At 61.7% G+C, this 23,694-nt stretch carries 24 protein-coding genes and 1 pseudogene; 13 read left to right on the top strand and 12 right to left on the bottom strand.

Translation table 11 applies throughout. From position 1 onward, the window contains the following. Window positions 1–584: zinc-binding dehydrogenase (locus EOC93_RS04610; RefSeq protein ID WP_164759039.1), on the top strand; the 584-nt coding region annotated here is incomplete at its 5' end. A 73-nt stretch (window positions 585–657) separates the two neighbouring features. Here EOC93_RS04610 and EOC93_RS04605 read toward each other — a convergent pair. From EOC93_RS04605 to EOC93_RS04595, 3 genes are read right to left on the bottom strand one after another with little or no spacing between them, the layout of a single operon-like run. Beyond that, on the bottom strand, window positions 658–2,979 hold the full coding sequence (locus EOC93_RS04605) for a xanthine dehydrogenase family protein molybdopterin-binding subunit (RefSeq protein WP_127203983.1): 2,322 nt from the start codon (window positions 2,977–2,979) through the stop codon (window positions 658–660). Then, the gene (locus EOC93_RS04600; protein ID WP_095489344.1) at window positions 2,976–3,959 is read right to left on the bottom strand and encodes a xanthine dehydrogenase family protein subunit M; all 984 of its coding nucleotides are present in this window, start codon (window positions 3,957–3,959) and stop codon (window positions 2,976–2,978) included. Before EOC93_RS04600 ends, EOC93_RS04605 begins: the two co-directional genes overlap by 4 nt. Further along, window positions 3,956–4,459, bottom strand: a complete 504-nt coding sequence (locus EOC93_RS04595) for a (2Fe-2S)-binding protein (protein ID WP_095489343.1) — start codon at window positions 4,457–4,459, stop codon at window positions 3,956–3,958. The genes EOC93_RS04600 and EOC93_RS04595 overlap by 4 nt, the downstream gene beginning before the upstream one ends. Before the next feature lie 381 nt (window positions 4,460–4,840). Between EOC93_RS04595 and EOC93_RS04590 the strand changes: the two genes are divergently transcribed. Beyond that, complete coding sequence (locus EOC93_RS04590; protein WP_127203982.1) at window positions 4,841–5,473, top strand: TetR/AcrR family transcriptional regulator; 633 nt, start codon at window positions 4,841–4,843, stop codon at window positions 5,471–5,473. A gap of 70 nt (window positions 5,474–5,543) precedes the next feature. Here the strand turns inward: EOC93_RS04590 and EOC93_RS04585 are convergent, their stop codons facing one another. Next, a complete protein-coding gene (locus EOC93_RS04585) occupies window positions 5,544–6,449 on the bottom strand; it encodes an alpha/beta hydrolase (protein WP_127203981.1) in 906 nt (301 codons plus the stop codon). A gap of 538 nt (window positions 6,450–6,987) precedes the next feature. Here EOC93_RS04585 and EOC93_RS33970 point away from each other — a divergent pair. From EOC93_RS33970 to EOC93_RS35290, 5 genes and pseudogenes are all read left to right on the top strand, one after another. Beyond that, complete coding sequence (locus tag EOC93_RS33970; RefSeq protein WP_164759036.1) at window positions 6,988–7,287, top strand: hypothetical protein; 300 nt, start codon at window positions 6,988–6,990, stop codon at window positions 7,285–7,287. Window positions 7,288–7,760: 473 nt separating this feature from the next. After that, window positions 7,761–8,543 (top strand): SDR family oxidoreductase, encoded by a 783-nt coding sequence (locus EOC93_RS04575; RefSeq protein ID WP_127203979.1) that lies wholly within the window; start codon window positions 7,761–7,763, stop codon window positions 8,541–8,543. A gap of 234 nt (window positions 8,544–8,777) precedes the next feature. Continuing rightward, the gene (locus tag EOC93_RS04570; protein ID WP_127203978.1) at window positions 8,778–9,713 is read left to right on the top strand and encodes a hypothetical protein; all 936 of its coding nucleotides are present in this window, start codon (window positions 8,778–8,780) and stop codon (window positions 9,711–9,713) included. Window positions 9,714–9,769: 56 nt separating this feature from the next. After that, window positions 9,770–10,024: pseudogene (locus EOC93_RS35295) on the top strand (DinB family protein); the annotation flags it as partial. A gap of 38 nt (window positions 10,025–10,062) precedes the next feature. Further along, a complete protein-coding gene (locus tag EOC93_RS35290; protein ID WP_281033110.1) occupies window positions 10,063–10,266 on the top strand; it encodes a DinB family protein in 204 nt (67 codons plus the stop codon). A 202-nt stretch (window positions 10,267–10,468) separates the two neighbouring features. Here EOC93_RS35290 and EOC93_RS04560 read toward each other — a convergent pair whose 3' ends face one another. The 5 genes from EOC93_RS04560 to EOC93_RS04540 form a co-directional block, all read right to left on the bottom strand. Beyond that, window positions 10,469–11,992 (bottom strand): serine hydrolase, encoded by a 1,524-nt coding sequence (locus EOC93_RS04560; RefSeq protein ID WP_245461360.1) that lies wholly within the window; start codon window positions 11,990–11,992, stop codon window positions 10,469–10,471. A 270-nt stretch (window positions 11,993–12,262) separates the two neighbouring features. Beyond that, complete coding sequence (locus tag EOC93_RS04555; protein ID WP_127203976.1) at window positions 12,263–12,838, bottom strand: dihydrofolate reductase family protein; 576 nt, start codon at window positions 12,836–12,838, stop codon at window positions 12,263–12,265. A 130-nt stretch (window positions 12,839–12,968) separates the two neighbouring features. After that, complete coding sequence (locus tag EOC93_RS04550; protein WP_095489352.1) at window positions 12,969–13,493, bottom strand: SRPBCC family protein; 525 nt, start codon at window positions 13,491–13,493, stop codon at window positions 12,969–12,971. 5 nt (window positions 13,494–13,498) lie between these two features. Further along, window positions 13,499–13,888 (bottom strand): metalloregulator ArsR/SmtB family transcription factor, encoded by a 390-nt coding sequence (locus EOC93_RS04545; protein WP_127203975.1) that lies wholly within the window; start codon window positions 13,886–13,888, stop codon window positions 13,499–13,501. 150 nt (window positions 13,889–14,038) lie between these two features. Next, window positions 14,039–14,674 (bottom strand): ankyrin repeat domain-containing protein, encoded by a 636-nt coding sequence (locus tag EOC93_RS04540; protein WP_127203974.1) that lies wholly within the window; start codon window positions 14,672–14,674, stop codon window positions 14,039–14,041. Window positions 14,675–14,802: 128 nt separating this feature from the next. Between EOC93_RS04540 and EOC93_RS04535 the strand changes: the two genes are divergently transcribed. The 4 genes from EOC93_RS04535 (at window position 14,803) to EOC93_RS04520 (ending at window position 18,089) form a co-directional block, all read left to right on the top strand. Beyond that, a complete protein-coding gene (locus EOC93_RS04535; RefSeq protein ID WP_127203973.1) occupies window positions 14,803–15,372 on the top strand; it encodes a histidine phosphatase family protein in 570 nt (189 codons plus the stop codon). An 87-nt stretch (window positions 15,373–15,459) separates the two neighbouring features. After that, entirely contained in the window at window positions 15,460–15,852 is a 393-nt protein-coding gene (locus EOC93_RS04530; RefSeq protein WP_127203972.1) for a VOC family protein, read from the top strand. Between the two features lie 255 nt (window positions 15,853–16,107). Continuing rightward, window positions 16,108–17,118 carry a DUF4105 domain-containing protein gene (locus tag EOC93_RS04525; protein WP_126105601.1) on the top strand — a complete coding sequence of 337 codons (1,011 nt, stop codon included), beginning with the start codon at window positions 16,108–16,110 and terminating at the stop codon, window positions 17,116–17,118. Window positions 17,119–17,234: 116 nt separating this feature from the next. Further along, window positions 17,235–18,089 (top strand): aldo/keto reductase, encoded by an 855-nt coding sequence (locus EOC93_RS04520; protein ID WP_127203971.1) that lies wholly within the window; start codon window positions 17,235–17,237, stop codon window positions 18,087–18,089. Window positions 18,090–18,213: 124 nt separating this feature from the next. Here the strand turns inward: EOC93_RS04520 and EOC93_RS04515 are convergent, their stop codons facing one another. From EOC93_RS04515 to EOC93_RS04505, 3 genes are all read right to left on the bottom strand, one after another. Further along, window positions 18,214–18,519 carry a hypothetical protein gene (locus EOC93_RS04515; protein ID WP_023799134.1) on the bottom strand — a complete coding sequence of 102 codons (306 nt, stop codon included), beginning with the start codon at window positions 18,517–18,519 and terminating at the stop codon, window positions 18,214–18,216. A 145-nt stretch (window positions 18,520–18,664) separates the two neighbouring features. Further along, window positions 18,665–19,471: a class I SAM-dependent methyltransferase gene (locus EOC93_RS04510; RefSeq protein ID WP_127203970.1), complete on the bottom strand. Its 807-nt coding sequence runs from the start codon at window positions 19,469–19,471 to the stop codon at window positions 18,665–18,667. A 214-nt stretch (window positions 19,472–19,685) separates the two neighbouring features. Then, a complete protein-coding gene (locus EOC93_RS04505) occupies window positions 19,686–19,928 on the bottom strand; it encodes a hypothetical protein (RefSeq protein ID WP_337126391.1) in 243 nt (80 codons plus the stop codon). Between the two features lie 514 nt (window positions 19,929–20,442). On the opposite strand from EOC93_RS04505, the gene EOC93_RS04500 reads away from it, so the two are divergent. Beyond that, the gene (locus EOC93_RS04500; RefSeq protein ID WP_127203969.1) at window positions 20,443–21,090 is read left to right on the top strand and encodes a response regulator transcription factor; all 648 of its coding nucleotides are present in this window, start codon (window positions 20,443–20,445) and stop codon (window positions 21,088–21,090) included. A 338-nt stretch (window positions 21,091–21,428) separates the two neighbouring features. Beyond that, a partial coding sequence (locus EOC93_RS04495) for a DUF5801 repeats-in-toxin domain-containing protein (RefSeq protein ID WP_245461358.1) occupies window positions 21,429–23,694 on the top strand: 2,266 nt, incomplete at its 3' end.

The following is a 23,694-nucleotide window of genomic DNA, read 5'->3' as shown; positions in this document are numbered from 1 at the left end:
GGACCACCGCGTGGAACGCGATCCGCGCCGCCGATGTCGGGCCGGGGTCGGTCGTCGTCCTGCTCGGCACTGGCGGTGTCTCGATCCTGACCCTGCAGCTTGCCAAGGCGGCCGGCGCCACCGTCGTCATCACCTCGTCGTCGGACGACAAGCTGGAGCGCGCCAAGGCACTCGGCGCCGATCATCTGATCAACTACCGCACGACGCCGGACTGGGACGCCAAAGTGCTCGAATTGACCGACGGCATCGGCGCCGACCTGATCGTCGAGACCGGCGGATCGGCCACCTTCGCCCGCTCGATCAACGCCGCCGCTTCGGGCGGCACGGTGTTCACCATCGGCTTCGTCACCGGCACCGAGGCCACCGCAAACCTGCTGCCGATCATCGTCAAGGCGCTCAAGGTGGTGGGCAACAATACCGGTTCGGTATCCGACCTGCGCGACGCCGCCCGCGCCATCGCCGCTGCCCGTATCGAGCCGGTCATCGACAGGGTGTACAGCCAGGACCAGGCAGCCGAAGCCTACGCACACATGGCGGCCGGCGGCAGGCATTTCGGCAAGCTTGCCTTCACACTGTCGTGGTGAGTCTGGACAGGGCGCCGTAGTTGAAGCTGCCAATCTCCCCACGACGGGGAGATCGACAACTTCACGGCCTCCGCTAAATCAGCTTCTCCAGCGTGATCGGCAGATCCCGCACCCGTTTGCCGGTGGCGTGGAACACCGCGTTGGCGATCGCAGGCGCAACGCCGACGATGCCCAGTTCGCCAACGCCCTTGCCACCGAGCAGCGAGGAATGCAGGTCGGGGATGCCGACCGAGATCACCTCGATGTCGGGGATGTCGGCATTGGTCGCGATGAGATAGTCGGCCAGATTGTTGTTGACGATGCGGCCATGGCGGCGGTCCACGATGCCTTCTTCCAGCAACGCCTGGCCGATGCCCATGATGATGCCGCCCTTCCATTGGCTTTCGGCGAGCTTGGGATTGTAGAGCCGGCCTGAATCCAGCGCCGACACCACACGCGACACGCGGACCGTGCCAAAGTCCTCGTCGACGCGCACCTCGATGAAATGCGCGCACCAGCTGTGGCGGGAATAGTCGCCCTCGGTATGCGGCAGCGCCATCGTTATGGTCGTATTGTTCTTGTAGCGATCCTCCGCCGTCCAAGTGGCCGGCGTGGTATCGCCCATCGCCTCGATCTGCTCGCGTCCGACGCTGCCGAGCAGCTCGGCGATCGAGACATCCGGACCGTCGCCGCGCGGTGACCTTATGCGGCCCTCACTGACGACCAGCGTGTTGGCCTGCAGCGCATGGAACGGCGAATTGGGATCGCTGATCGCCAGCCCGACCAGCTCATCGAGCGCGGCAGTCGCCGCCTTGTGCACGGCGCCGGTCATCACGCCGGCAAGCCGCGACCCGCCGGTGACGCCGGCGCGGGCGTAGCGGGAGTCACCCAGCTTCACCACGACGTTCTCAGCCGGCACGCCCACCACTTCGGCGGCAGTCTGCGCCAGGATCGTATAGGTGCCCTGCCCCATGTCGATGCTCGAGCTTTCGACCTCGACCGAGCCGTCGGTGAGGATGCGCACCATCGCCTCGCCATAGGCGCGCCGCACCGGATAGGTGCCGGCGGCAACGCCCCAGCCGATCAGCTGATTGCCGTCGCGCATCGAGCGCGGCTCGCGTGGACGCTTCGACCAGCCGAAGGCTGCCGCGCCAACCGCGAAGGCCTCCCGCAACTGCCGCGTCGACCACGGCTTCTTCACCTCCGGATCCTGCTCGGCATAGTTCCTGAGCCGGATTTCCAGCGGATCGATGCCGACCTCATAGGCGAGCTCGTCGATCGCGCTTTCGATGCCGAAGGCGCTCGGGTTCTCGCCCGGCGCACGCAACGCACCCGGCACCACGGTGTTCACCCGCACGACATTCTGCCGCGACGAGAAATTCGGCGTCGCATACATGATCGAAGTGACCGAGCCGAGCGGCTCGACCCACATGCCGTCGACCGACGTCTCGTTGACGCCGCGATGCACGATCGACTGGATCCGTCCCTCTGCGTCGGCACCGAGCGCCACCGTCTGGCGCGTTGCCGCCCGTCCGCCATAGGCGGTGAAGGTCTGCGGCCTGGTGACCGCGAGCTTCACCGGCCGTCCCAGCATTTTCGCGGCCATCGCCGCCACCGCGCCGTAGCCGTAGGCGAACGCCTTGGAGCCGAAGCCACCGCCGATATAGGGCGAGACCAGGCGCACATTCTCGAACGGCACGCCGAACCATTCGGCATAGGTCCGCGCCATGCCGTCGAGCCATTGGCTGGGCTCCCACACCGTCAGCCGGTCGCCTTGCCAATGCGCGATCAGGCCATGCGGCTCCATCGGCGCCTGGTATTCGCGCGGCGTGTTGTAGGCGGCGCAGATGCGCACCGGGGCGGCGGTGAAAGCCGCTCGTGCATCGCCCCATTCCTTGGTCATCGTGTCGACCGGAATGCCGTCGCCGGCCTTTGGATCGTCGAGATCAACGATGGCCGGCGTCTCGTCATAGCTGACCTTGACCAGCGCCGCGGCCGCGACCGCCTGCTCGAAACTCTCGGCAACCACCGCCGCGACATGCTGGCCGCTGAAGGTGATGTCGCGCGCCAGCGGGCAATAGGGAACATCCGGCGGCGGCGTGCCCAGCCAGTCCGTCGCGGTGTTGAGGCGCAACACATTGTCCGGCGTCAGCACCAGAAGCACGCCGGGTGCGCTTTCAGCGGCGGCGGTGTCGATCGACCGCACCTTGCCGGCCGCAATCGTGCTCTCGACGAGAACGGCGTGGCTGAGCCCTTCGAGCTGCTGCTCGACCGCGTATTTTGCGGCACCGGTGATCTTGGCCGGGCCATCGACGCGCGACAGCCGCCCGCCCACTGCCTCTGCAAAGATGGCGCCGTCCGATGCGTCGCCCCTCTTCGATTCACTTTGTCGGGTTCTGATCTCGTGAACGGTCATGCCGTTTCTCCAACTTTAAGGATGGCGCGGGCGACGACGCGCGGCGCCAGTTCGATCTTGTAATGGTTGGCGCCGTGGTCGACGGCGCCCTCGATGGCGAGCAGGCTGGCTTGCTTGACGATATCAGCCTCCAGCAACTTGCCTTTCAGCGCCTCTTCCACGGCGCGTGCCCGCCACGGCTTGGTGGCGACACCGCCAAGCGCCACACGCAGGTCACGGATCGTCCTTCCGTCAGCCTCGAACTCGATGCCGACGGCGGCACTTGCGGCGGCAAACTCATAAGATTGCCGGTCGCGGACTTTCAGATAGGTCGAACGTCCCGCAGCGGCGGAAGCAGGAATGCTGATCGCGGTGATCACCTCGCCTGGCTCGATCGCATGCTCTCTGTGGGGCGTAGCGCCCGGCAGGAGAAAAAAGTCGTCGGCCGCGACCTGGCGGTCGCCGAGATGGACTGTTGCGTCGAAGGCGACCAGCGCCGTCGCCAGATCGCCCGGATAGGTGGCGATGCAGGCCTCGCTGGTGCCGAGCACGGCATGGCCGCGGGTGACGCCGCCGATCGCCGAGCAGCCGCTGCCGGGCGTGCGCTTGTTGCAGGCGGGAAAATTCGCCGGATCGCGGAAATACGGGCAACGCGTGCGCTGCATCAGATTGCCGCCGATGGTTGCCATATTGCGGAGCTGCGCCGAGGCCGCCTGCCACAGCGCTTCCGAGACGGCGGGGAACCGGCTTTTTATCTCGGCATGGTCGGCGACGCTGCTCATCCTGGCCAGCGCGCCGATGGTGACGCCCCGGTCATCGACCGTGATCGTATCCAGTCCCTTGAGATGGCTGATGTCGACCACGGTTTCGGGTTCGGTGACGCCGCATTTGGCGAGATCGATGAGGGTGGTGCCGCCGGCGAGCAGCATGGCGCCGGGCAGCGCCGCCGCCTGGCATGCCGCATCGACGGAATTGGCGCGCAGATACGAAAAATCCCTCATGACGCGGTCTCCATGGATGACGCAACCTCCAGTGCCGCCTGGCGCACGGCGGCGACGATGTGCGGATAGGCGCCGCAGCGACAGAGATTGCCGGCCATGTATTCGCGGATCTCGTCATCCGAGCCGGCATGGCCTTCGCGGATGCAGGCGACCGCCGACATGATCTGTCCCGGCGTGCAGTAGCCGCACTGGAAGGCGTCCTGTTCGAGGAAGGCGGCCTGGACCGCGTGCAGCGTGCCGTCGCCGTCAGCAAGCCCTTCGATTGATGTGACCGCCCTGCCCTGGGCCTGGGCGGCAAGCGTCAGGCAGGCCAGCACGCGCTGGCCGTCGATATGCACGGTGCAGGCGCCGCACTGGCCCTGGTCGCAGCCTTTTTTGGTCCCGGTCAAGCCGAGATGATCGCGCAAGGCGTCGAGCAGCGTGACGCGCGGCTCGACCTCCAGTTCATGGCGATGTCCGTTGATTTGAAGTTGGATGGGAATTCGGGTTTTGCTTGTCATGGGGCGTCTGGCTCCAGTTGCTTGACGCGGTGCGGCAAGGGCACCAAGGGACGGCGAGGCGGTGGTGAGGGCTAATCTCCCCCCTTGAGGGGGAGATGGCCGGCAGGCCAGAGGGGGTCGTCTCGCGTAATGCGCCAACCTCCAACGTGAGAAGGGAGGAGGCCGCGCCCGGTCGAACCGACCCCCTCTGTCGCCTTCGGCGACATCTCCCCCTCAAGGGGGGAGATCACGCTCTCGCCGGCTTGCAGGCTTTCAACACGTGACATACGCGTTCCCCTGATTATATGATAAAGGTGCTCCACTAAAACGGAGGCGCCTCCGTTTATTACGTGGGGGCTGAACCCGTCGGGTTCAAGCCCCGTATTTGCAGTGGAGAAAAAATTGGCTTCGAAGCCGCCCGCAACCGCCAAAGAAAAGCCCGACGCGACAGCGACAAAACCGTTGCGCGCCGATGCGCAGCGCAACCGCGACGCGCTGGTCGAGGTCGCAGTGGTAGCCTTTGCCGCACATGGCGTCGATGCCTCGCTGGAAGAGATCGCGCGCCAGGCCGGCGTCGGCATCGGCACGCTCTACCGGCATTTTCCGACGCGCGAGCACCTGGTCGAGGTGGTCTACCGGCGCGAGGTGGAAAGCCTGTGCCACGCCGCCGACGAGCTTGCCCTTCACCATCCGCCTGATATCGCGCTGGAACAATGGATGCAGCGCTTCGTCGACTACATCGCCACCAAGCGCGGCCTGGCGACCAGCCTGCGCATCCTGCTCAACACCAATTCAACCCTGTTCTCGGACATGTCCGGCCGGGTGTCACTCGCCTTGCGCCAGCTGATCGAAGCGGCGGTGGCCGACGGCTCGATCCGCGGCGACGTCGACGCTTCCGACGTGCTGCACGCGCTGGGCGGCATCTATTCGGCGCCCGACACCGACGACTGGCGCGACCGCTCGCGTCGGCTGGTATCGCTGCTGATGGATGGGCTGAGGTTTGGGGCGGGCAGGTCGGCGAAGGATAGCGGGTGAAGGCTGGGCCGCCGAAAGCGCGGCGCTGGGACGAAGTCCGCTTTGCGCCGGCAGCTGCCTCACCCAAGGACTATAAATACTCGCGGACAAACATGCCCGCGCTCTGAAGAGCGCGCCTACCGGCACTCAACCCCGCATTCCAAACCGGCCAAGCGTGAATCATATGCGGCCAAATTTCGAGACGTGCTTTGACGTCAGCCGCGCCAGTGGCTTCCGCGAGCCGAGTTGCGTCCGACAACAGCGTCTCGGCCGAACCGACTTGTATCAGCATTGGTGGAAATCCGCTCAGATCGGCGAACAACGGCGAGATCAGGGGATCGCGCCGACCAACGCCATAGGGAACATAGGCGGTTGCCAGTTCCTCCAAATACGCCCGGTGGATGATAGGGTCGATCGCGTCCTTAGTTGATAGTGTCGCGCCGGACATCGAAAGGTCCGTCCAGGGCGAAACCAGCCAAAGACATCGCGGCAGCCGCTCCCCTGCCGCGCGCAATATACCGGCCAAGCACAGGGTGAGGTTGCCGCCCGCACTGTCTCCGCCGATCACGATGCGATCCGGCGCGATCCCTTGCCGGCTCAGAAAGCGCCATGCGGTGAGTGCATCTTCATGTTGCGCTGGGAAAGGATGTTCCGGTGCGCGCCGATAATCGATCGCGAGGGTGCGCATTCCCATTGCTCGACCTGCCTCGGTCACCATTCGACGGTGACTTTTGAGCGAGCCTGAGCAGTAGCCACCACCGTGGAAAAAGAGCAGAACCTTATCCCTGTCGCTCTCAGGCGCTAGGGACCACTCTCCCTCGAGGCCATCGAAAACCGCATCCTCGCATCGGATGTCGTCCGCAATCGGCCACACCGAACCAACCTCGTCGAGCCGTGCCCGGCGTTCGTCCCAGCTCATCGGTCGCGGCTTTGACGTCAACAACCTGCGGACGGCGTTGATCTCCGTCAGATCGAGGTGTTCGTCCACATCGCTCATTTTGCTTCCCTAGCCTCATCAAGCGTAGAAAACCGGCGGACGGCAGCAGCCATACGCATCCAACAAAGCGCCAATGCCAGCGCTGGAAATTTTTCGTTACAATTGAATACATGGGACGACAGTTCGCCCGCAAACCCGCTCGTCGTCTTTTAGCACTGACCCACCTTTTAGCACTGACCACCCCCGCACATGGTCGAATATTTCCATCTGATACTCGGCCGCTTCGGTCACAAAGCTGTCGTTCAAGATGAAACATGGTACTCGGGCGGCGCGCGAGAGGCTGGTGTTCGAAAGCGACGCCTAAGGGGCCTAATCGAAACGCCAGCCTGTCGCCTTGCGCGGACGGCCGATGCGGTTCGCCGAAGGCATTATCGGGTCGAGGCTCGGATCGTCGATATTGCCGAAAAAGGGCAAGCCATACCGTACAGCCGGGGATGTGCAGGTGCTGCCCCTTGATCAATTTCATTCCAAGCTGCCCTTCACGCAGCCTGGATGGGCTCTACCTACATCTTGGTTCCAAATACTGGAGGACAGCACAATGAAGCACGTTCTCGCATTTGCATTCTTCATTGGCGCCGGATCGCTGTTTGCCACGGCAGCCTATGCCGAACCGCCGGACCATGCCCGCAACGATGACGCATCGCTCCATCCCGGTCATCAAGGGCACCTCTCGAGCGGCCGCGAATACCCAGGAAGACCTGCCACTGAGTTCCACGAGAGCCTAGAGGCGGAAGGAGAGCCGAGCTTTCCGACCGGTCCGGGTGGGTGGGCCGAGCAACAGAGCGACGGCGCCAACGCCCAGCGTAGCAGCACCGACGCAACGGCCGAGGGCAGGTAAACACAGGTCCCGACGGGTAAATCGACAATGGCCGGTGCATGCACCGGCCATGATCCAGATCGCGGGAGAGCAGGAAGAAAATGACTGCGGCATGGATCGCAGGTCCATGAGGCCTAAACGGTGCTGATCGTTGATCGTGCGAAGATGATCGATGACCGGCTGACAGTCGTGCATGAGAGCCGCGCGCTTGCCGCGCCGAGATGACATCCTCAAGCTCGCCTGAATGCGGCTGCTGCCGTTATTCGATGCCTCTTGGCGTTTCGGTCTAAGAGACTGAGATCCGCCTTCCAGCTGACTTCCCGCGCCGATTAATAGGTCAATCGGAAAGAGCGCCGAGCGCCATTGCCCGACGTTGGCAGTCAGCGTCGCGGGTGTCGCGATCCGCCGCGTCACTCGCAAGACCTTCCTGCGGCAGTGCCAATGGCTTTCCCAGACTGCAAAGGTATAGTGCTCGAAACTGGCGGGGTGGTGTGATGTCGACCATACTTGTGACTGGGGCAACAGGTGGGATCGGGCAAGCAATCTGCGAGCGCCTTGCGGCCAGTGGCACTCGGCTGATGCTAGCGGCCCGTAATCAGGTGCGACTTGAGTCGCTGGTTTCGAGCCTGCCTGCACCAGCCGACGGTTCGCATGAGGCCATACCGGTTGATATGGCATCCGATGCCGCATTGGTCGAGTTCGATCGACACCTCGCCACCTCCGCCCTGAAGCTTGATGGGGTGGTTCTTATGCCGCCCCAACCGCATTCGTCCGCTGACCCTATGCCCGAGCCAGAGGTCTGGCGAACACTGTTTCAGACAAGCTTCATTGGGCCGTTGTCCCTGTTGAAGTCGGCTATCGCTCGGATGGAACCGGCCCCCGAAGCAAGCCGTCGCTGCAAGGTCGTGATCATTTCCGGCATTTCTTCGGCTCAGGTTCTTAGCCACTATGCAACCGCCAACGTCATCCGCACCGCTTGGCTTGGAGAAGCGAAGACGCTTGCCTTTGCGCTGGGCGAAAGAGGTATTCATGTGAACACTCTTTCACTCGGCGGCACGCTGTCGCCCTGGTATCGGGATGCGATTGGCAGGCGTGCGCTAGATGCCGGCGTGACCTTTGAACAAAGGATTGCGGTCGAGACCGACAATATCCCACTCAAAAAGTATGGGACGCCGTCTGAAGTTGCCGTCGTCGTCGAGGGCCTATTGTCGCCCCTCACTGATCACATGACAGGTTTGAACATCCTACACGATGGCGGCTTCACGCGGGCGTATTGAGGACGCCCTCAGCGCGATTGCGGGCTGACCTTCCATCTTGTCCGTGGTTGCCTGATCTGCCGTTTATTTGTCGTGCAACGTTCCCCTTTCACCGATTGCTGACGTTGAGCGCAACGGAGCTGAAGGTCGTTTTGGGGTCATTTTCCGGATGTTGACGCCCCTATGAACATGTAGGTGTTGAGGCCGAATGGTATTAGTCTGCGCGGTCTGGGGCTTCAGGGACGCGGCAAAGGGATGGATTTCAACTCAGGCCAAGGCTATTTCCTCATCGGCGGCCTCATCCTGGTCGGAGCCGGGCTCCTGATCCTTTCGCTGATCGTGAATGTTCGTGTGGCGCACAATGTGCGCCACGACATACGCCATCGTGAAAAGCTGCTGGAATATTATCGCAACATCTTTTCCCAGCTCGGCGTCATCCTGATCGGCATTGGCGTTTCCCTGTTCATCTTCTTTTTTCAGCAGAATTATCAGGACCAGCGCAAACGCGAAACGGAACTCCAGCTGGTTCTCGCCAAACTGGCCGCGCGCATTGCTCGCGGCGCCGCCGTGGTCGAATACCTCGGCGAATTCGATGCGCTGCTGGACGATGGCGGGCCCTACGTCAGCCCGGAACTCGGTGGAACGAACACCGCGATCAGCGCACACGGGGCGGAACTCGGCAAGCAGGTCGCCAGTATCTTTTTGGTTGAGCGCGACGTTGAGGTTCAAGCGTTCGAGATCCTGAATTTGTCGCGCGATTTCGAAGCATCGTTCGTCGTCAACGAACTTGATCCCTCGCTGTGGTTCAACATCGTCCGGGATGAGAGCGAGATCAAATATGCCACCACGCAGCTCGCCCTCGACTACAAGGACCTGCAGGATGCGATCGGCGGAGACTCAATCGCGGTTGCGATCGCAAATCCTGGAAAGGAGGCAAAGATCAAGCAGGAGGTGCTCGACATCTTTTATGATGCCGACCTCTTGCGCCAGCGCAGCAGGAGACTTCTCGGCCGTGCGTGCTGGCTTTTCAGCGAGGGGCGGAACTTCGTCAACCTTGGACCGGTCAACGAGATCGAAGCCGATGCCAAGTCGCACCAGGAGTGGATCGACCGGTCGAAACCCTTCCTGACGCAGTTGAAATCGGGAAGCGGCGATTGCTTCAAATTGCTCCAGTTCGGCCCGGCGTCCTGAGTTGAGACCAGCGGTCATTCTCCACCGAACATCGATAACCATTGGAGCCCGAGAAAATGATCTCATCCGGATACTGCCGACTTATGGCCCGTTACAACACTTGGCAGAATACCTCTTTGGTAACCGCCGCTGATGGGCTCACGAATGTGGATCGCTGGAAGGATCGAGGTGCGTTCTTCCAATCGATCGCAGCTACGTTGAACCATCTTTATTGGGCTGATGCCCTGATTCTACAGCGAATAAAGGGGAACGAGCGCCCAGAGGAAATCATCAAGCACTCCCTCACAAGCCCATCGGATTGGGATGACTTCCAGACGCTTCGTTTGCAACGGAACGAGGAAATCGAAGAGTGGGCAGCACGATTGCTCGACGCGGACCTCAACGGGATGGTTGTTTGGTATCCTGGGGGAGGTTCAACGCGGATCGAGAAGCCAAGGCTCTCTGTGTTGTTGAACTCTTCAACCATCAGACCCAACACCGGGGTCAGGTCCACGCGATGTTAACAGCAGCGGGTGCAGAACCAGAGCCAACTGACCTTTCGATGCTGGCATAGCTTGTCCGCTATGGGCTGATTGCGGGCGAGTGCTTTGTCGCGAAACTCCCGATTAAAACGACAGTTCTGCACCCGACTTCTGCGACAGATATGATCCATGACGACGGCCACCTGCAAGGTCAGCTTTCAGAGCCGTCACTTCCTGACATGAACGGCCGAGATGGGATCGAACTCGGTCGTTCAGATTGATCGGGTTTTGACCCTAATCTCCCACGCGCCGCAGTGTGCCGAGATGATTGTCGTCGAGAAACTCTATGGTCATGGCCGACGCCTTGCCGTCGGGGCCGACGACAAAGCCTACGCCGGCGGGCCTGTCCGGCGTCTCGGCGTCCGGGAAGGTCAGGAAGAGGTCGCCGTCGAAATGCTTCAATGAATAGGACCGGGCGCCGGCTGGCCCGACCTTGAGCACAAGAGCGTCTCCCGCACTCGACACGACCGCATCGCCGATGAAGTCGTTGGAATAACGGCCTGCATAGGCGCTGGCCGGTCCGGCTGGCCTTGCCGGAGACGGTGGCGCGGCATAGGTGGCCTTGGCCCTCGCGACCGCCGGGCCGAACAGGCTCGCATAGGTGTCATCCCATGCCTTGACCCAATCCTTCTCGACCGTTCCGTCAAAGGCGAGATCGGCGAAGCTGTCGGACAGCCCTTCCGGCACGCCTGTCGAAAAGGCATTGGCGACGATGACGATGCCAAGCTTCTCCTCCGGAAAAAGTGTCACCAGGGTGCGGGCGCCGACGCTGAAGGCGCCGGCATGGCCCCAGCTCAGGCCATGCCGGCCGAATTCGACATTCCAGCCGAGGCCGTAGAAGGACGTGCCGCCTGAGACGGGGTTCTTGCCGCGGGCCATCAGGGGAACATGCGTCTGGTCCAGCGCGTCGGCTTTAATGAGTGTCTCACCGGCATAGACCCCATTGCCGAGCACGAGGCGCACCCATTGCGAGAGATCGCGTGCCGTGGAGCTGACGCCGCCTGCGGGCGCCTGCGCATCCGGGTCGCGCTTTACCTTCGCGGTCCAGACGCCGTCGATCTTGACGTGGAGCGCGGCGCGATTGGCGTGCTTGATGAAGTCCGCATGACGGGAGCTGGTCGAGGCCATTCCAAGCGGTCGGTAGAGCTTCTCCTCGGCGATCTCCTCCCAAGGCTTGCCCGTTGGCTTCGCGGCCGCGACGGCACCCTCGGTCAGTCCGAAATTGCTGTAGGAGTAGCCGGCACGAAAGCTCGACGATGGTGACACGAACCGCAGACGACGCAGGATCTCCGCGCGGTCGTAGCCAATGTCCTCGAGGTCGTCGCCGGCGGTGCCGGGAAGTCCGCTGCGGTGGGCGAACAGGTCGCGGACCGTGAGCTCACTGGTCGGATAGGGCTCGGCGAGCCGGAAGGCCGGATCGAGATCGGCGATCTTCGCATCCCAGGAAACGATTTCCCCGCTGACCAGCGCCGCCACTATCGTTGCGGAGACCGGCTTGGAGAGGGAGGCGATCTGGAACACCGTGTCGGCGTCGACGGCCTCCGGCTTGCCGGCCTCGCGATGCCCGAACCCCTTGAGGAAGACCACCTTGTCGCCGTGGACGACCCCGATGGCGAGACCAGGCACCCCACCATCCGCGACGACGCCTTCGGCAAGCGCCTCGAGCTTCGACAGGGCTGCCGCGATCCGGTCTGGCGTAATGGTGTCGGCCGACGCCGCATGCGGCGAAAGCATCATGACGGCGATGAAGGCCCACATCCCCCAACGGCGGAGAGTCCGATCCGGTCGCACGCTCCAGCTCCTCCCCTGCATTCACCGTTCATAGTACAGGCCCGCGCAGGAAAGGCCAACACTCAGGATGATCCAATGTGGCAAAGCTCCGCGATGGTCCGGATTGTGTCACGACCGGACCTTTGCCGGCGCGAAGCTCGCCCCGAGCCTTTGCGGTCGTTCAGTTTCAACGGCAGGTTTCGCTCCTGATGGACGGCCTGCGCCTCGGCGCTGCGAAGTCTGCGAAGACCGGCTGAGTTAGCCAATTCCATAGACCAGGCTCACGCGCCCATCCGAAAGCTGCCCGACCTTCCGCAATTCGAGCCCACGACGATTTTGCGTCGTCGCAAACAGCGCCTTCCCGTCGCCGACGAGCAGCGGATAGACGATCAGCCGGAGCTCATCCACCAGCCCGGCATCAATGAGGCTCGCCGCAATTTGGGCGCCGCCCATGAGATAGATGTCCTTGCCGGGCTGCTGCTTGAGGGCAGCGATGTCGTCGAAGGTGCGCACGAAGCGCGTCTTCGGCCAAAGCGCCGAAGTCATCGTGTTCGACAGCACATAATGCGGGGTCCGTTCGGCAAAGCGGGCCCATTCGAGCTCGGCCGGCGTCGGCAATTTGCCGGTCATCGGCAGCGGCGTGTCCGGCTCGTTCTGTATCGCGGTCCAATAGCGCTCGTAGCCGGCATACATGGCGCTACCGAGCAGGCAGGCGTCGATTTGCGGCATCAGGCCGTATTCCTCCGACCATGCGTCGACCCAATCCGCGTATCCCTCGGGTCCCTCCATCTTGCCGTCGAGGGAAATCTTCATTCCGGTGATCAATTTGCGCATGACTTCCTCCATCGGGCTTGCGAAATGCAAGCACGTCTCATCGTCGGTTCGTTGCTGGTGTGCGAGCTTTCCAGGGGCGGATGCCGGTAGAGGCTCGGCGGTGACTTCAGGGCTGGCCGACGCGATCGTGTCAGGCCGGCAGGCGGCGGTCGTATTCTTCGCGCAGGCGGCTCCAGCCATCCCAAAACGAGGTCGGCGTCTTGCCCGCGAGGCGGGCGGCCAGCATGTCGAGGTGCATGTGCCAGCCGGCGGTGACGTTGAGCTGGGTTGCGCGTTCCGGCAGCCGGCGATGGATGACGGTGAGCAGCACATCATTGCCCTCCGGCTCCAGCAAGAAGGAAACCCCGCCGGTGTTTCCCCAGGTGATCGCGAGCTTGCGCGGCGCATCGAGTTCGGTAATGCGGCCCTCCATCCGATGCTCTTCGGGAAAACCTGCGGGGCGCTGGCCAGGCGGATCGGTCAGCTCGTCGTTACGCCAGACGAGCTCGAACGACGTGCCGGCCTTCATTTCCATCTGGCCCGCAGCCATCCACTGCCGACGCAAGTCACTCTCGGTGAGATAAGCCCAGACGCGCTCGATGGGACCGGGCAAAAGGCGTTGAATGGTGAACGTGGCGGGCTCGGTCAGCTCGCCATAGGCTTCGATGCTTTTCATCTGGTTCACTGGTCGTCTCCTTCTTTTGAGTTGGGCGATTTCTTGGAACGATCCTGGGCTTTGCGTGCGTCCTCCTCGCGAAGGAGGCGTTCGAGAACGTCGAGACGGCTGGTCCAGAAGCGCTCGTAGAAGCCTAGCCACTGATGGGCGCTGGCCAGCGGTCCGGGTTCGAGCCGGCAGACATGCGTCCGGCCCCTCACCTCTCGGCGGATAAGCCCTGCGTTCTCCAACGCCTTGATGTGCTTGGAGGCGGCGGCAAGCGACATGGCGAAGGGTTGCGCCAACTGGCTCACCGTTCGCTCGCCGCCGGCGAGATCGCGAAGCATGTGCCGGCGGGTGGCGTCGCCAAGCGCGTGAAAGACCGAGTCCATCTGGGGTGTCTCTAATTCAACCATGTAGTTGAATATAGACGCGCGCTTTCAGACAGTCAACCATTTGGTTGAATGATTTTGGAAGAGGACTCCACAGGCGACCTGCGGCGATCGAGGACTCGGCTAGCGCAAGACCACGGACAGGGTCACTGCGGCGGAAGCGGTGCGAAACCTTCACTTACCTTCGAAGAAAGTATGAATCGAGGTTTCCAGCTTTTCGATGAGTTGAGGGTTATGGCAGCTTCCAGCCCAGATCAGGGCGTTCAGTCTCATATCCTTGTTGAGAAAGTTCATTTTCCGAGAATCAAGCAGGTATCCCGCGACGTCGTAGTGCCGTCCCTTGATAGCCTCGATAAGCGCGTTGTTTCTTCCGGTCTTATCACTCAGATTCACGTCGGCGCCATTCTCGACAAGCAGCTTAACGACATCCAGATGCCCGTTCTTTGCTGCTTCGATAAGGGCCGTCCTGCCGTAGTATTCGGCTCTTGCATTGATCTCTATTTCGGGATGTTTCACGAGAGCTAGAATGGATGCGTAGTGGCCCTTGGCCGAAGCGAGGCTCAAAGGCGTGCTCTTCCATGTGTTTCTGGAGTTCACATCGACAGCTGGGTGTTCGATCAACGCCTCGACCGCCGCGGTGCGGGCGTTGAGGGCTGCGAGATGAAGTGCTGACCAGCCGCCGCCGTCCGCCTCGTTGATATTGGCGCCGGCCGCCAACTCCGCTCGAACAGCCTGCGCATCGCCCCGTTCTGCCGCGAGCAGCAGATTCGACCAACCTCTCGCCCCTTCGGCTTCCAAGCTCTCGGTCAATGCAGTCGCCTCTCCGAATGCTCCCGCAGAATATCATTGTTCCGGTTCGGCCGACATCCATCGAATGACAGGCTTCCAGCGAAAAGTCTTCTCATTCGACAGCCCTATCGGATAAGGTGAGAAGCAAGATGCGAATTGGACGTCGGCGATTTCTGGTCCTGTCGCTCGGAGCGGCGGCCTTCGGCAAGGCACAAGCCTCCGAGCCACTTTGGGCAGCCCTGCGATCCGGAAAAGCTATCGCCTTGTTGCGCCATGCTGCCGCCCCGGGCTCCGGCGATCCCCCTGGCTTCAGGCTCGGTGATTGCAGCACACAGCGGAATCTGTCGGCAGAAGGTCGTGCGCAGTCCCGCGCGATCGGCGATCTGTTCCGTGCAAATGGTATCTCGTCGGCAGCCGTCTATTCGAGCCAGTGGTGTCGTTGCCTCGACACTGCTCGCCTGCTCGGTTTGGGCAAAGTTGTGCCTCTTGAGTTGCTCAATTCGTTCTTCGGCGACAGTGCGGTCGCAAAGGAGCACACCGCTGCCCTTTCGGCCTGGCTCCGCGGGCAGCGTTTCGGTGGACCAGCCGTTCTTGTCACGCATCAGGTCAACATCACCGGCTTGACCGGCGAGGTGCCGGATAGCGGCGAAATGATCATCGCCCGTATTCATGAAGCTGACCCCGTGCAGGTCATCGGGCATGTTGCCACGCCAGCTTGAGCATCATGGCGTTCGACCCCATCTCGTGCAGCGTCGCTTCAGTCGTGGAACAACGACGCGCGAGGAGAGATCAAAGGGAGTGATGGCATGGCTATCGATTTCAACCACACGATACTGTCGGCCCGCGACAGCGAGGCGTCGGTAAAATTCCTGGCGGAAATGCTCGGCCTTCCAGCCCCGAGGCGCTGGGGACCTTTCCAGATGGTCACGACCGAAAACGGTGCCAACCTCGACTACATGGATACAGCTGGCGAAATCACGCCGCAGCATTATGCGTTCCTGGTCAGCGAAGCCGAATTCGACGCGATATTCGGTAGGATTCGTGAACGGGCGCTCCCCTACTGGGCTGACCCTGGCCGGGCGCAGCTGGGCCAGATCAATCACCACGACGGCGGCCGCGGTGTTTATTTCGAGGACCCGAACGGTCACCTTCTCGAGATCATTACCCGTCAATACGGCAGCGGCGGATGGAACCCGTGATCGCTCGGTGACGTAGCCAGGCGGCGGACGCACTCAACTAGGTCATCATTTGATCGAACGGCCGATGCCGAACGCGCTCGTTTCGCGTGGGGCACCTTGTGTTCACTCCAAGCCTGCGAAATCCGCGACAACAGTAGTATCAGACCGATTGGTGCTCCAATATGGACAAGTAGAGTTGCCTTCGAACGTCCCGTGAGAAATGGCATCCAGGCAATGACAGGCCGCCGGAGGGCAGCCCGCCAGAGGGGGGAATAAATGCGTCGCATCGCTCGGACCTCGCTTGCCATCATCCTTTCGCTAGCCGTCGCAATCCTGACTGGCTGGGCCGGACTTGCCATGTGGTATCGCCTGCCCGTGGCTGAGCCTGGACGGACTATGGCCGGCGTCCTTTTCATCTTGTTCGGCCTCGCCACCGTCATTGCGCTCTTCAGCCGATTTCGCATCAGGGCGCTTGTCCTGTTTGTGGCTGCGCTTGCTGTGGTTCTGGTTTGGTGGAGCACCATCAGACCTTTCGATCATGCGGACTGGGCGCCCGATGTCGCCCGTCAGGTGACCGGCACCCGCGACGGGAATCTGTTGACGCTGACGGACGTGCGCGACTTCGAATGGCGTAGCGACACTGATTTCACCGAACGCTGGACAACGCGGACCTACGACCTCTCCAACGTTCAGACGGTCGACCTCTTCATGTCTTATTGGTCCGGGACCAAAATCGCCCATGTCATCATAAGCTTCGGCTTTGCAGGAGGTGACTACCTTGCCTGGTCGATTGAGGTGCGGCGCCGTGCAGGCGGCAAGTTTTCACCCATGGCAGACCTGTTCAAGAGCAATCCCCTGGTCATTATTGCGGCTGACGAGCGAGACGTCGTCGGCGTCAGGTCAAACGTTCGTGGAGAGGACGTCCAAATCTATCGGCTAAAAGTGTCACCGGACGCGGCCCGGGCGCTCTTGCTGGAATACGTCCTGGACGCAAATGCACTTTCCACGACGCCGGAGTTCTATAATTCCATCACGACGAACTGCACGACCACGATCGTCAAGATGATGCGAGCCGTCGGTGACGTGGTCCCGCTTGACTGGCGCCTGATCGTTAATGGCTATCTTCCCGAATATGCGTATGCACGGGGTGCGCTCGATAGCCGCTTGCCGATGTCGGCTTTGAGGGAGTTGGCCCACATTGACGGCCGTGCGCGGGAGTCAGGCCTTTCGCCGGATTTTTCAAGATTGATCCGGATTGGCGTGCCATCTCCCGTTCCAATTTATTGATCTCCAGGACCGTGTCACGGCGCACTTCTACTTTCTCCGCCTGTCGACTGGCCTTGGCGGGCACCGAGCCTAGATAAGCACTGCGCTGGGGCGAAAGGATGCAGAAGGACCTGAGCATGCCTGAACAGATTACCCTGAGTAAACCTGAACAGATCACGTTGAACGATGGCTCAGCCATTCCCCAGATCGGCCTTGGCGTGTGGCAGGTCGATCCAGCCATCACGAGCCAGGTGGTGAGTTGGGGAATCGAGGCCGGCTACAGGTTGATCGACACCGCCGAAGGCTACCGGAACGAGGAAGGCGTCGGGCAGGCGATCCGCAAGGCTGGCGTGCCGAGAGGCGAGTTGTTCATCACCTCCAAGCTGCGCAACGGCGCGCATCAGCGTGACGCCGCCCTTCGGGCTTTCGACGAGACGATGAGCAAGCTCGGGATCGAAAAGATCGACCTGTTTCTGATCCACTGGCCAGTGCCCAGCCAGGATAAATATGTCGAGGCGTGGAAGACCCTGATCGAACTCAGGCAATCCGGCCGAATCAAGTCGATCGGCGTTTCGAATTTTAACCAGGACCATCTGGAGCGGATCATCGGCGAGACTGGGGTCACGCCCTCGGTCAACCAGATCGAGCTTCATCCCCGGTTTCAACAGCGCGGCATCAGAGATTTTCATAGCACGCACAACATCCGCATCGAAAGCTGGAGTCCGCTGGGCAGCGGCCGGCTGTTGAGCGACCCGACCCTTGAAAAGGTCGCCGGAAAACATCGCAAGTCCGTGGCGCAGTTGATCATCAGATGGCACCTTCAGGAAGGGCTGATCGTCATTCCAAAGTCGGTCCACCAGAACCGGATCGCCGCCAATTTCGATGTCTTCGATTTCGAGCTGGACGCGGCAGACCTTGCGCTCATTCGAGGCATGGACTCATCAGACGGTCGCACCGGGCCGAACCCCACCACGGCTGCGTTCCTGTTCTGAGGGAGCCGACGGCGAAGCTGCCAATCTCCCCCCTCGTGGGGGAGATGCCAAGTTGGCAAAGAGGGCAGGACAGAGGGGGGGCGCTGTCCCGCCGGCCCGTTGAAATTAGCCCTTCCCGCTCACCTCATATCCCCGATCCATCCAGCAGCGGGACATCTTCTTCGTCCCAGGGGCTCGGCAATGAACCCTTGCTCAGATTGGCTGTCGGCAGCGGCATCCAGCATTTCAGCTCGGGTTCGGCGTATTCAACCACGCGTCCTGGAGACGAGTCGGACGCGCGCCAGCCCTCGCTGCCGAACTGGTCGGCTCGAGACCAGTAAGCCAGGTCGACTTCGGCCGGTCCCTGTTCGGACGGCCGAACCGTGACAAGGATTCGGCTGCCATCCCTTGGCGCGCTCGACATATGACGCCACCGATCGGGCTCGTCCATCGTATCTCCTCCTGACGCCGGCATGACGACCTCGGCCGTCCAGACGAATAGTCGCTTCACGTGCAAAGCCGGTCAACCCGAACTTTGCGCAGGATAGGCTATAGTTGGCGGCCTGTCGGTCTGTCGCGACGTGGGCTCGCTGTCATCAGCGAACCTTGGCCTTGACCGCCCAGGCTCTCGTTTTCAGGGGAATCGACCCGTCCTCGCCGCGCGGCAGACTCTCACGGAGCCTCTCCATCAATTTCTGGCGAGCTGCGGGGGCGAGGCTCATGCAATAGCCGGGTGCGGGTCCCGCACCGAGGGTGAAGGGGTGCCAGTAGTCGTCAAAATCCTTGAATACAGCCGGCATTTCAAGCCGGGTACAGTCGACGGAAACCAGGCCCGCCTTGTTAGCGAGATCGGTCAATCCGTCTTGTGTGCAGAACGGAAAGCGCCTGTCCTCGGTAAGGTCGACAGCACCGGGGTCAAGCGCCGCCGCAGCGGTCCAGAAGGCCCGCATGAATTCCACGCCGCCGCCGGGATAATCCCAGACATAGAACCCAATCGTCGCGTCGCGGCGGGCCACCCGCCCCATCTCCGCGAGCGCCTTTTGCTTGTCGGGGATGAAGTTGAGAACAAGCGCCGACACGACCATGTCCTTGCTGCCGGGTTCGACAGACAGAGCCTGCGCATCGCCTGCGAGAAACTCGACGCGTTTGTCCGGCACGTTTGCCCGCGCCTTGGCGAGAAAACCCTCCGATGGGTCTATGGACACCAGGCTCCTGGGATTGCAGCGCGCCAGGATGGCTGCCGACAGCGCCCCGGTTCCGCAACCCACCTCCAGCCAATCCAGTCCCTCCGCCGGATCGAGCCAATCCAGGAACAGTGGAGCGATCTGACGGCTCCATCGCCCCATATAGAGATCGTAGCTATCCCCGGCCTGCCAGGCGTCGTGACGCGTTGCCTGAGCCATCGCAATCTCCTCCCCGAGATAATTTCAGAGCATTGGTCGGCAGCAAGAATACGCCCGCCGCAATCCCAGGAACAGAGGCGCAAGAGTGCGACTTGAGCTCGAAATGCATAATCAGAGGGTCAGACGCTGGACCTCTCCGGTCCCGAGGGAAATCGCCTGCTGACGCAGGCGATCGGTCGGCTGGTTTCGTGCGGCTCTCTGGACCGCTCGCCGACTATCGCCGCGTTGCCGTTCTGGGAAATTCCACCACGTCTGCGGGCGGACGCTTGTACTGGGCTGCGGCAATTGCATCGATCAGAATATCCAGAGCCGCACGAGCCGTGCTGCTCGTCTCGTCATCGCCGCGCAAATAGTGGCAGGCTCGTTCAAGATGGAGGTGGGCGGCGGCAAAGTCGCTAGTCATGGATTCTCCTTTTGCCCGCCGTTCGACAAGGATGGCCCATTTCGATTTACCCAAAGGCGAATATCCACAGGTGGATTTGAATCAAACTTGGCCGGTTAACCAGATCTTCAGCAACTCAAGGCGACCTTGCTGTGCGGACACGTGTTGAGCTCCGCCTCAGGCAACAGGCCCGCTCCGGAGACCGGGGCGGGTTTTTGCTTGAATGTCGCCTGGGCAGAACTTGAGATGGCGCGACGGCTGGAAGTCCGCCATTCGTCCAGGTTGGGCCAACCGGAGCAAGCATGCCTGACGTGGAAACCAGCCGCTACGCGCGCGCTCTCTTTCGCCCGACACCAGCAGATCGACGAGGGCGCGCACCCGATCGGCCTAAAGCCCGCCGCATCAGCCGTGGTATCGATCCTACACATGCGTGCCAGGCTAGGGCAGCCGGGCCCGGCATGGCCCTAGCCTGGGTTACTGTTATAGCTACAGGTATATTAGTGATTTCTTGACAAACGCTCGTAGCTCTGCTTTCCTTGATTCATTGATAATTAAGTAAGTCGTGCGTTTTTTTGGGGACGGTGTTCGCATGTCAACCTTGGTTGTTGCGGACCCGCGGGGAGTCTATCTCGCCGGTCTGGAGTGGGTTCTGCGGAAGGCTGGCCACAGCGTTGTGGCAAACTGCCATCGCATAATTGACGTTGGCCCGCATGTGGAGCGCCATCGGCCTGATATTGTCGTCATAGGCGTGGACATCGCCAGTCAGCAGACGGCCAGTCTCTCCTCTCGACTGAGAACTATGAACAGCGCGCTGGGCATAATTTTCATCCTGCAACCAAACGGCGGGTTCGGCGTCAAGGACATACAGGAGCTCGACGCCGACGGCTTGCTGCTGGACGGCATCAGCCATAGCTATCTTGTCGAATGCGTAAATGTCGTGGCGGCCGGTCGAAAATGGGTCGACAACAACATCCTCCAGCATCTGTTGATGCCGATATCTCAGCATCATCCCGAGCCGAGGCTTACAGGACGTGAGGCCGAAGTCGCCAGCCTCGTCGTGCGCGGGTTCCGCAACAAGAACATCGCCGAGCAGCTGCACGTATCCGAGGGCACGGTGAAAATGCACTTGCACCACGTCTACGAAAAGCTCCACCTCAGCAGCAGGGCTGAATTGGCCTGGGCGACGTTTGACAAAGCTGCCGATCATCCGGGGACAGGTCACAAGAGCGGGCTTTGACCATCACCTTCGGCCAAGCGTCGAGGCCGCTGCGTCAACATGATATCGGCCACAGGCCGGAAACCCACAGCATATCGATCGCCTCCGCATGCCGACGCTGCCACCCGCAAGCGCCTGTCGTGGCTCGATCTATCGAAGGATATATATCGTTCGATCAGGTAGGGGCATTCACCATAACACTATCGAACCGCGAATGGACGCGTCCTCTTCATCGGCGGCACAATCAGGTTGGAGGGCTGCATTTCAGTACGCGACCGGATGCACTCGTGCAGGGTGCATTTTTGGCATCTGGGGGCTGGATCCCTTTTCCTGAAGCGTTTTAACCAAGGAGAATCTCCATGGCACTCGACATCGTAGCTCAAGACATCATCATCGACGAGACCACCGGTCTTCAGGACGATGATGTTAACCCGTCCGTTGCGCCGCACCTCACCGACCCCACGCTGCAATATCTCCTAGGTCTCGACGATGCGGGCGGGCTGACCTCACCGGAGGTCGCCTTCCAGACCAACTTCGTGGTCGCCTCGGCGACTGCAGGGGAAACCATCACCTCGGTCGTTCTCTCCCAGAACCTCAATGGAACCCCGTTTTCCACCACCGTCGGCGTGAACAGCGACATTCAGACGGTCGATGGCAATTATGTCTGGCTGTTCCAAGACCCAACTCATGCAAACGTCGTGATCGGCGTCATCGGTACCTCTGACGGGACCGTCGCGCCCGACCCAACCGGTCCGCTCGCCTTCTCGCTTGGGCTGAACAGCACCAGCAACACCAATGCGAACCTGTACACGGTCCAGTATGTGCCGTTGTTCCATCCGGACGAGACCAACCCGGACGACCGCATCGATCTGTCCAATAAGGTGTTCGCTTCGGTCACGGGGACCAGCGTGGCTAGTTTCTTAGGCTCGGCCGCCGCGCCCGGCAATAATGATTTCTACCTGATCAATTCGTCCAGTGACGCTTCCAAGCAACTTCTGGTGATAGGTTTGAACGGTGGCACCGCCAATGTGAGTACACAGGGCTTCGGCGTCAACAACCAGAGCATCAATCCGAACGAAACGCTCCAGGTCGATTTTGTGACCGGCGGTAACCTGAACGCAGGTAGTGCCGCGCAAATCCAATACAGCAGCCATCTCGAGACTGTCACGCAGGCCGGGTTCACGATCAACCAGGTCACGCCTGGTAATCCGACTGATCGGGTGGACGTCAGGATCGCCGCCTTCAACAATGCGGGCAACGAGCAAGGCACGGACTTCTTTGACGGCACCACGACCAGCTCCGTGAACATCACCAGCCTCAAGTTGACGGGTGAATCAGGGTTTGCGTCCACCATCACCGCCAATGGCATCTATGCCACGGCGAGCGGCAACGTCACCGTCAGCGGGCTCGGCACCGGCATCGTCACCATCACCGACCTCGATAACGTCACCATCGTCGATGTCACCACCAGCAGCCCAATGGATCGGCTGCAGGTTTCGTCGGTCGATTCAAACGAAGGACTCGACATCAGCGAGTTCCATTTCTCGGTGACGAACACCAACGCCTACAGCGAACAGGTCGGCTCCTTAATCAACTTTGACGATGATGGGCCGACACTCTCGATCACGGCCGCGCCGACGGTTGGCGCCGCCGAGGTGGTCGAGGCGAGCGGGGCTGGCGGGCAGAGCCAGGTGACGATCACGCCGCCGACCTTCACGGCGAACGCGGTCGACGGCTTCACAACGAATGTGAGCTACGCGCTGGCCTTGGCGGGCGGGACGGCGACCGGGCTGCTGACGACGGTGGGCAACCATGCGATCACGCTGGTGGCCGACTCGGCCAGCCAGATCTCGGGCCAGTACGACAGCGACGGCGACACCGTGCTCGATGCGACGGCGTTCACGGTGACGCTGTCTGGCACGACGGTGACGCTGACGTCGTTGGTTGCCCTTGAGCACTCGAACGCGCCGCAAGGCGCGGGCGAGGACAACTCGCTCGACCTCGGCACTCTGATCAACGTGGTGTCGACGGTGACGGTGACGGACGGCGACGACGACGTCGTGTCGTCGCAAAGCGCGAGCTCGGGGCTGTCGCTGACCTTCAACGACACCGATCCGACGCTCTCGATCACGGCCGCGCCGACGGTTGGCGCCGCCGAGGTGGTCGAGGCGAGCGGGGCTGGCGGGCAGAGGCAGGTGACGATCACGCCGCCGACCTTCACGGCGAGCGCGGTCGACGGCTTCACGACGAATGTGAGCTACGCACTGGCCCTGGCGGGCGGGCCGGCGACCGGGCTGCTGACGACGGCGGGCAACCATGCGATCACGCTGGTGGCCGACTCGGCCAGCCAGATCTCGGGCCAGTACGACAGCGACGGCGACACCGTGCTCGATGCGACGGCGTTCACGGTGACGCTGTCTGGCACGACGGTGACGCTGACGTCGTTGGTTGCCCTTGAGCACTCGAACGCGCCGCAAGGCGTGGGGGAGGACAACTCGCTCGACCTCGGCACTCTGATCAACGTGGTGTCGACGGTGACGGTGACGGACGGCGACGACGACGTCGTGTCGTCGCAAAGCGCGAGCTCGGGGCTGTCGCTGACCTTCAACGACACCGATCCGACGA

Origin of the sequence: Mesorhizobium sp. M6A.T.Ce.TU.002.03.1.1 (assembly GCF_003997275.1) — a bacterium.
Taxonomy (GTDB): Bacteria; Pseudomonadota; Alphaproteobacteria; order Rhizobiales; family Rhizobiaceae; genus Mesorhizobium; species Mesorhizobium mediterraneum.
This window is presented reverse-complemented; position numbering and strand designations above follow the sequence as displayed.

Bases quoted from the DNA above. Each gene is read 5' to 3' on its own strand.
- EOC93_RS04605 (WP_127203983.1), bottom strand. From the start codon at position 2,979: ATGACCGTTCACGAGATCAGAACCCGACAAAGTGAATCGAAGAGGGGC.
- EOC93_RS04600 (WP_095489344.1), bottom strand. From the start codon at position 3,959: ATGAGGGATTTTTCGTATCTGCGCGCCAATTCCGTCGATGCGGCATGC.
- EOC93_RS04595 (WP_095489343.1), bottom strand. From the start codon at position 4,459: ATGACAAGCAAAACCCGAATTCCCATCCAACTTCAAATCAACGGACAT.
- EOC93_RS04585 (WP_127203981.1), bottom strand. From the start codon at position 6,449: ATGAGCGATGTGGACGAACACCTCGATCTGACGGAGATCAACGCCGTC.
- EOC93_RS33970 (WP_164759036.1), top strand. From the start codon at position 6,988: ATGAAGCACGTTCTCGCATTTGCATTCTTCATTGGCGCCGGATCGCTG.
- EOC93_RS04575 (WP_127203979.1), top strand. From the start codon at position 7,761: ATGTCGACCATACTTGTGACTGGGGCAACAGGTGGGATCGGGCAAGCA.
- EOC93_RS04570 (WP_127203978.1), top strand. From the start codon at position 8,778: ATGGATTTCAACTCAGGCCAAGGCTATTTCCTCATCGGCGGCCTCATC.
- EOC93_RS04560 (WP_245461360.1), bottom strand. From the start codon at position 11,992: ATGTGGGCCTTCATCGCCGTCATGATGCTTTCGCCGCATGCGGCGTCG.
- EOC93_RS04555 (WP_127203976.1), bottom strand. From the start codon at position 12,838: ATGCGCAAATTGATCACCGGAATGAAGATTTCCCTCGACGGCAAGATG.
- EOC93_RS04550 (WP_095489352.1), bottom strand. From the start codon at position 13,493: ATGAAAAGCATCGAAGCCTATGGCGAGCTGACCGAGCCCGCCACGTTC.
- EOC93_RS04545 (WP_127203975.1), bottom strand. From the start codon at position 13,888: ATGGTTGAATTAGAGACACCCCAGATGGACTCGGTCTTTCACGCGCTT.
- EOC93_RS04535 (WP_127203973.1), top strand. From the start codon at position 14,803: ATGCGAATTGGACGTCGGCGATTTCTGGTCCTGTCGCTCGGAGCGGCG.
- EOC93_RS04530 (WP_127203972.1), top strand. From the start codon at position 15,460: ATGGCTATCGATTTCAACCACACGATACTGTCGGCCCGCGACAGCGAG.
- EOC93_RS04525 (WP_126105601.1), top strand. From the start codon at position 16,108: ATGCGTCGCATCGCTCGGACCTCGCTTGCCATCATCCTTTCGCTAGCC.
- EOC93_RS04520 (WP_127203971.1), top strand. From the start codon at position 17,235: ATGCCTGAACAGATTACCCTGAGTAAACCTGAACAGATCACGTTGAAC.
- EOC93_RS04515 (WP_023799134.1), bottom strand. From the start codon at position 18,519: ATGGACGAGCCCGATCGGTGGCGTCATATGTCGAGCGCGCCAAGGGAT.
- EOC93_RS04510 (WP_127203970.1), bottom strand. From the start codon at position 19,471: ATGGCTCAGGCAACGCGTCACGACGCCTGGCAGGCCGGGGATAGCTAC.
- EOC93_RS04500 (WP_127203969.1), top strand. From the start codon at position 20,443: ATGTCAACCTTGGTTGTTGCGGACCCGCGGGGAGTCTATCTCGCCGGT.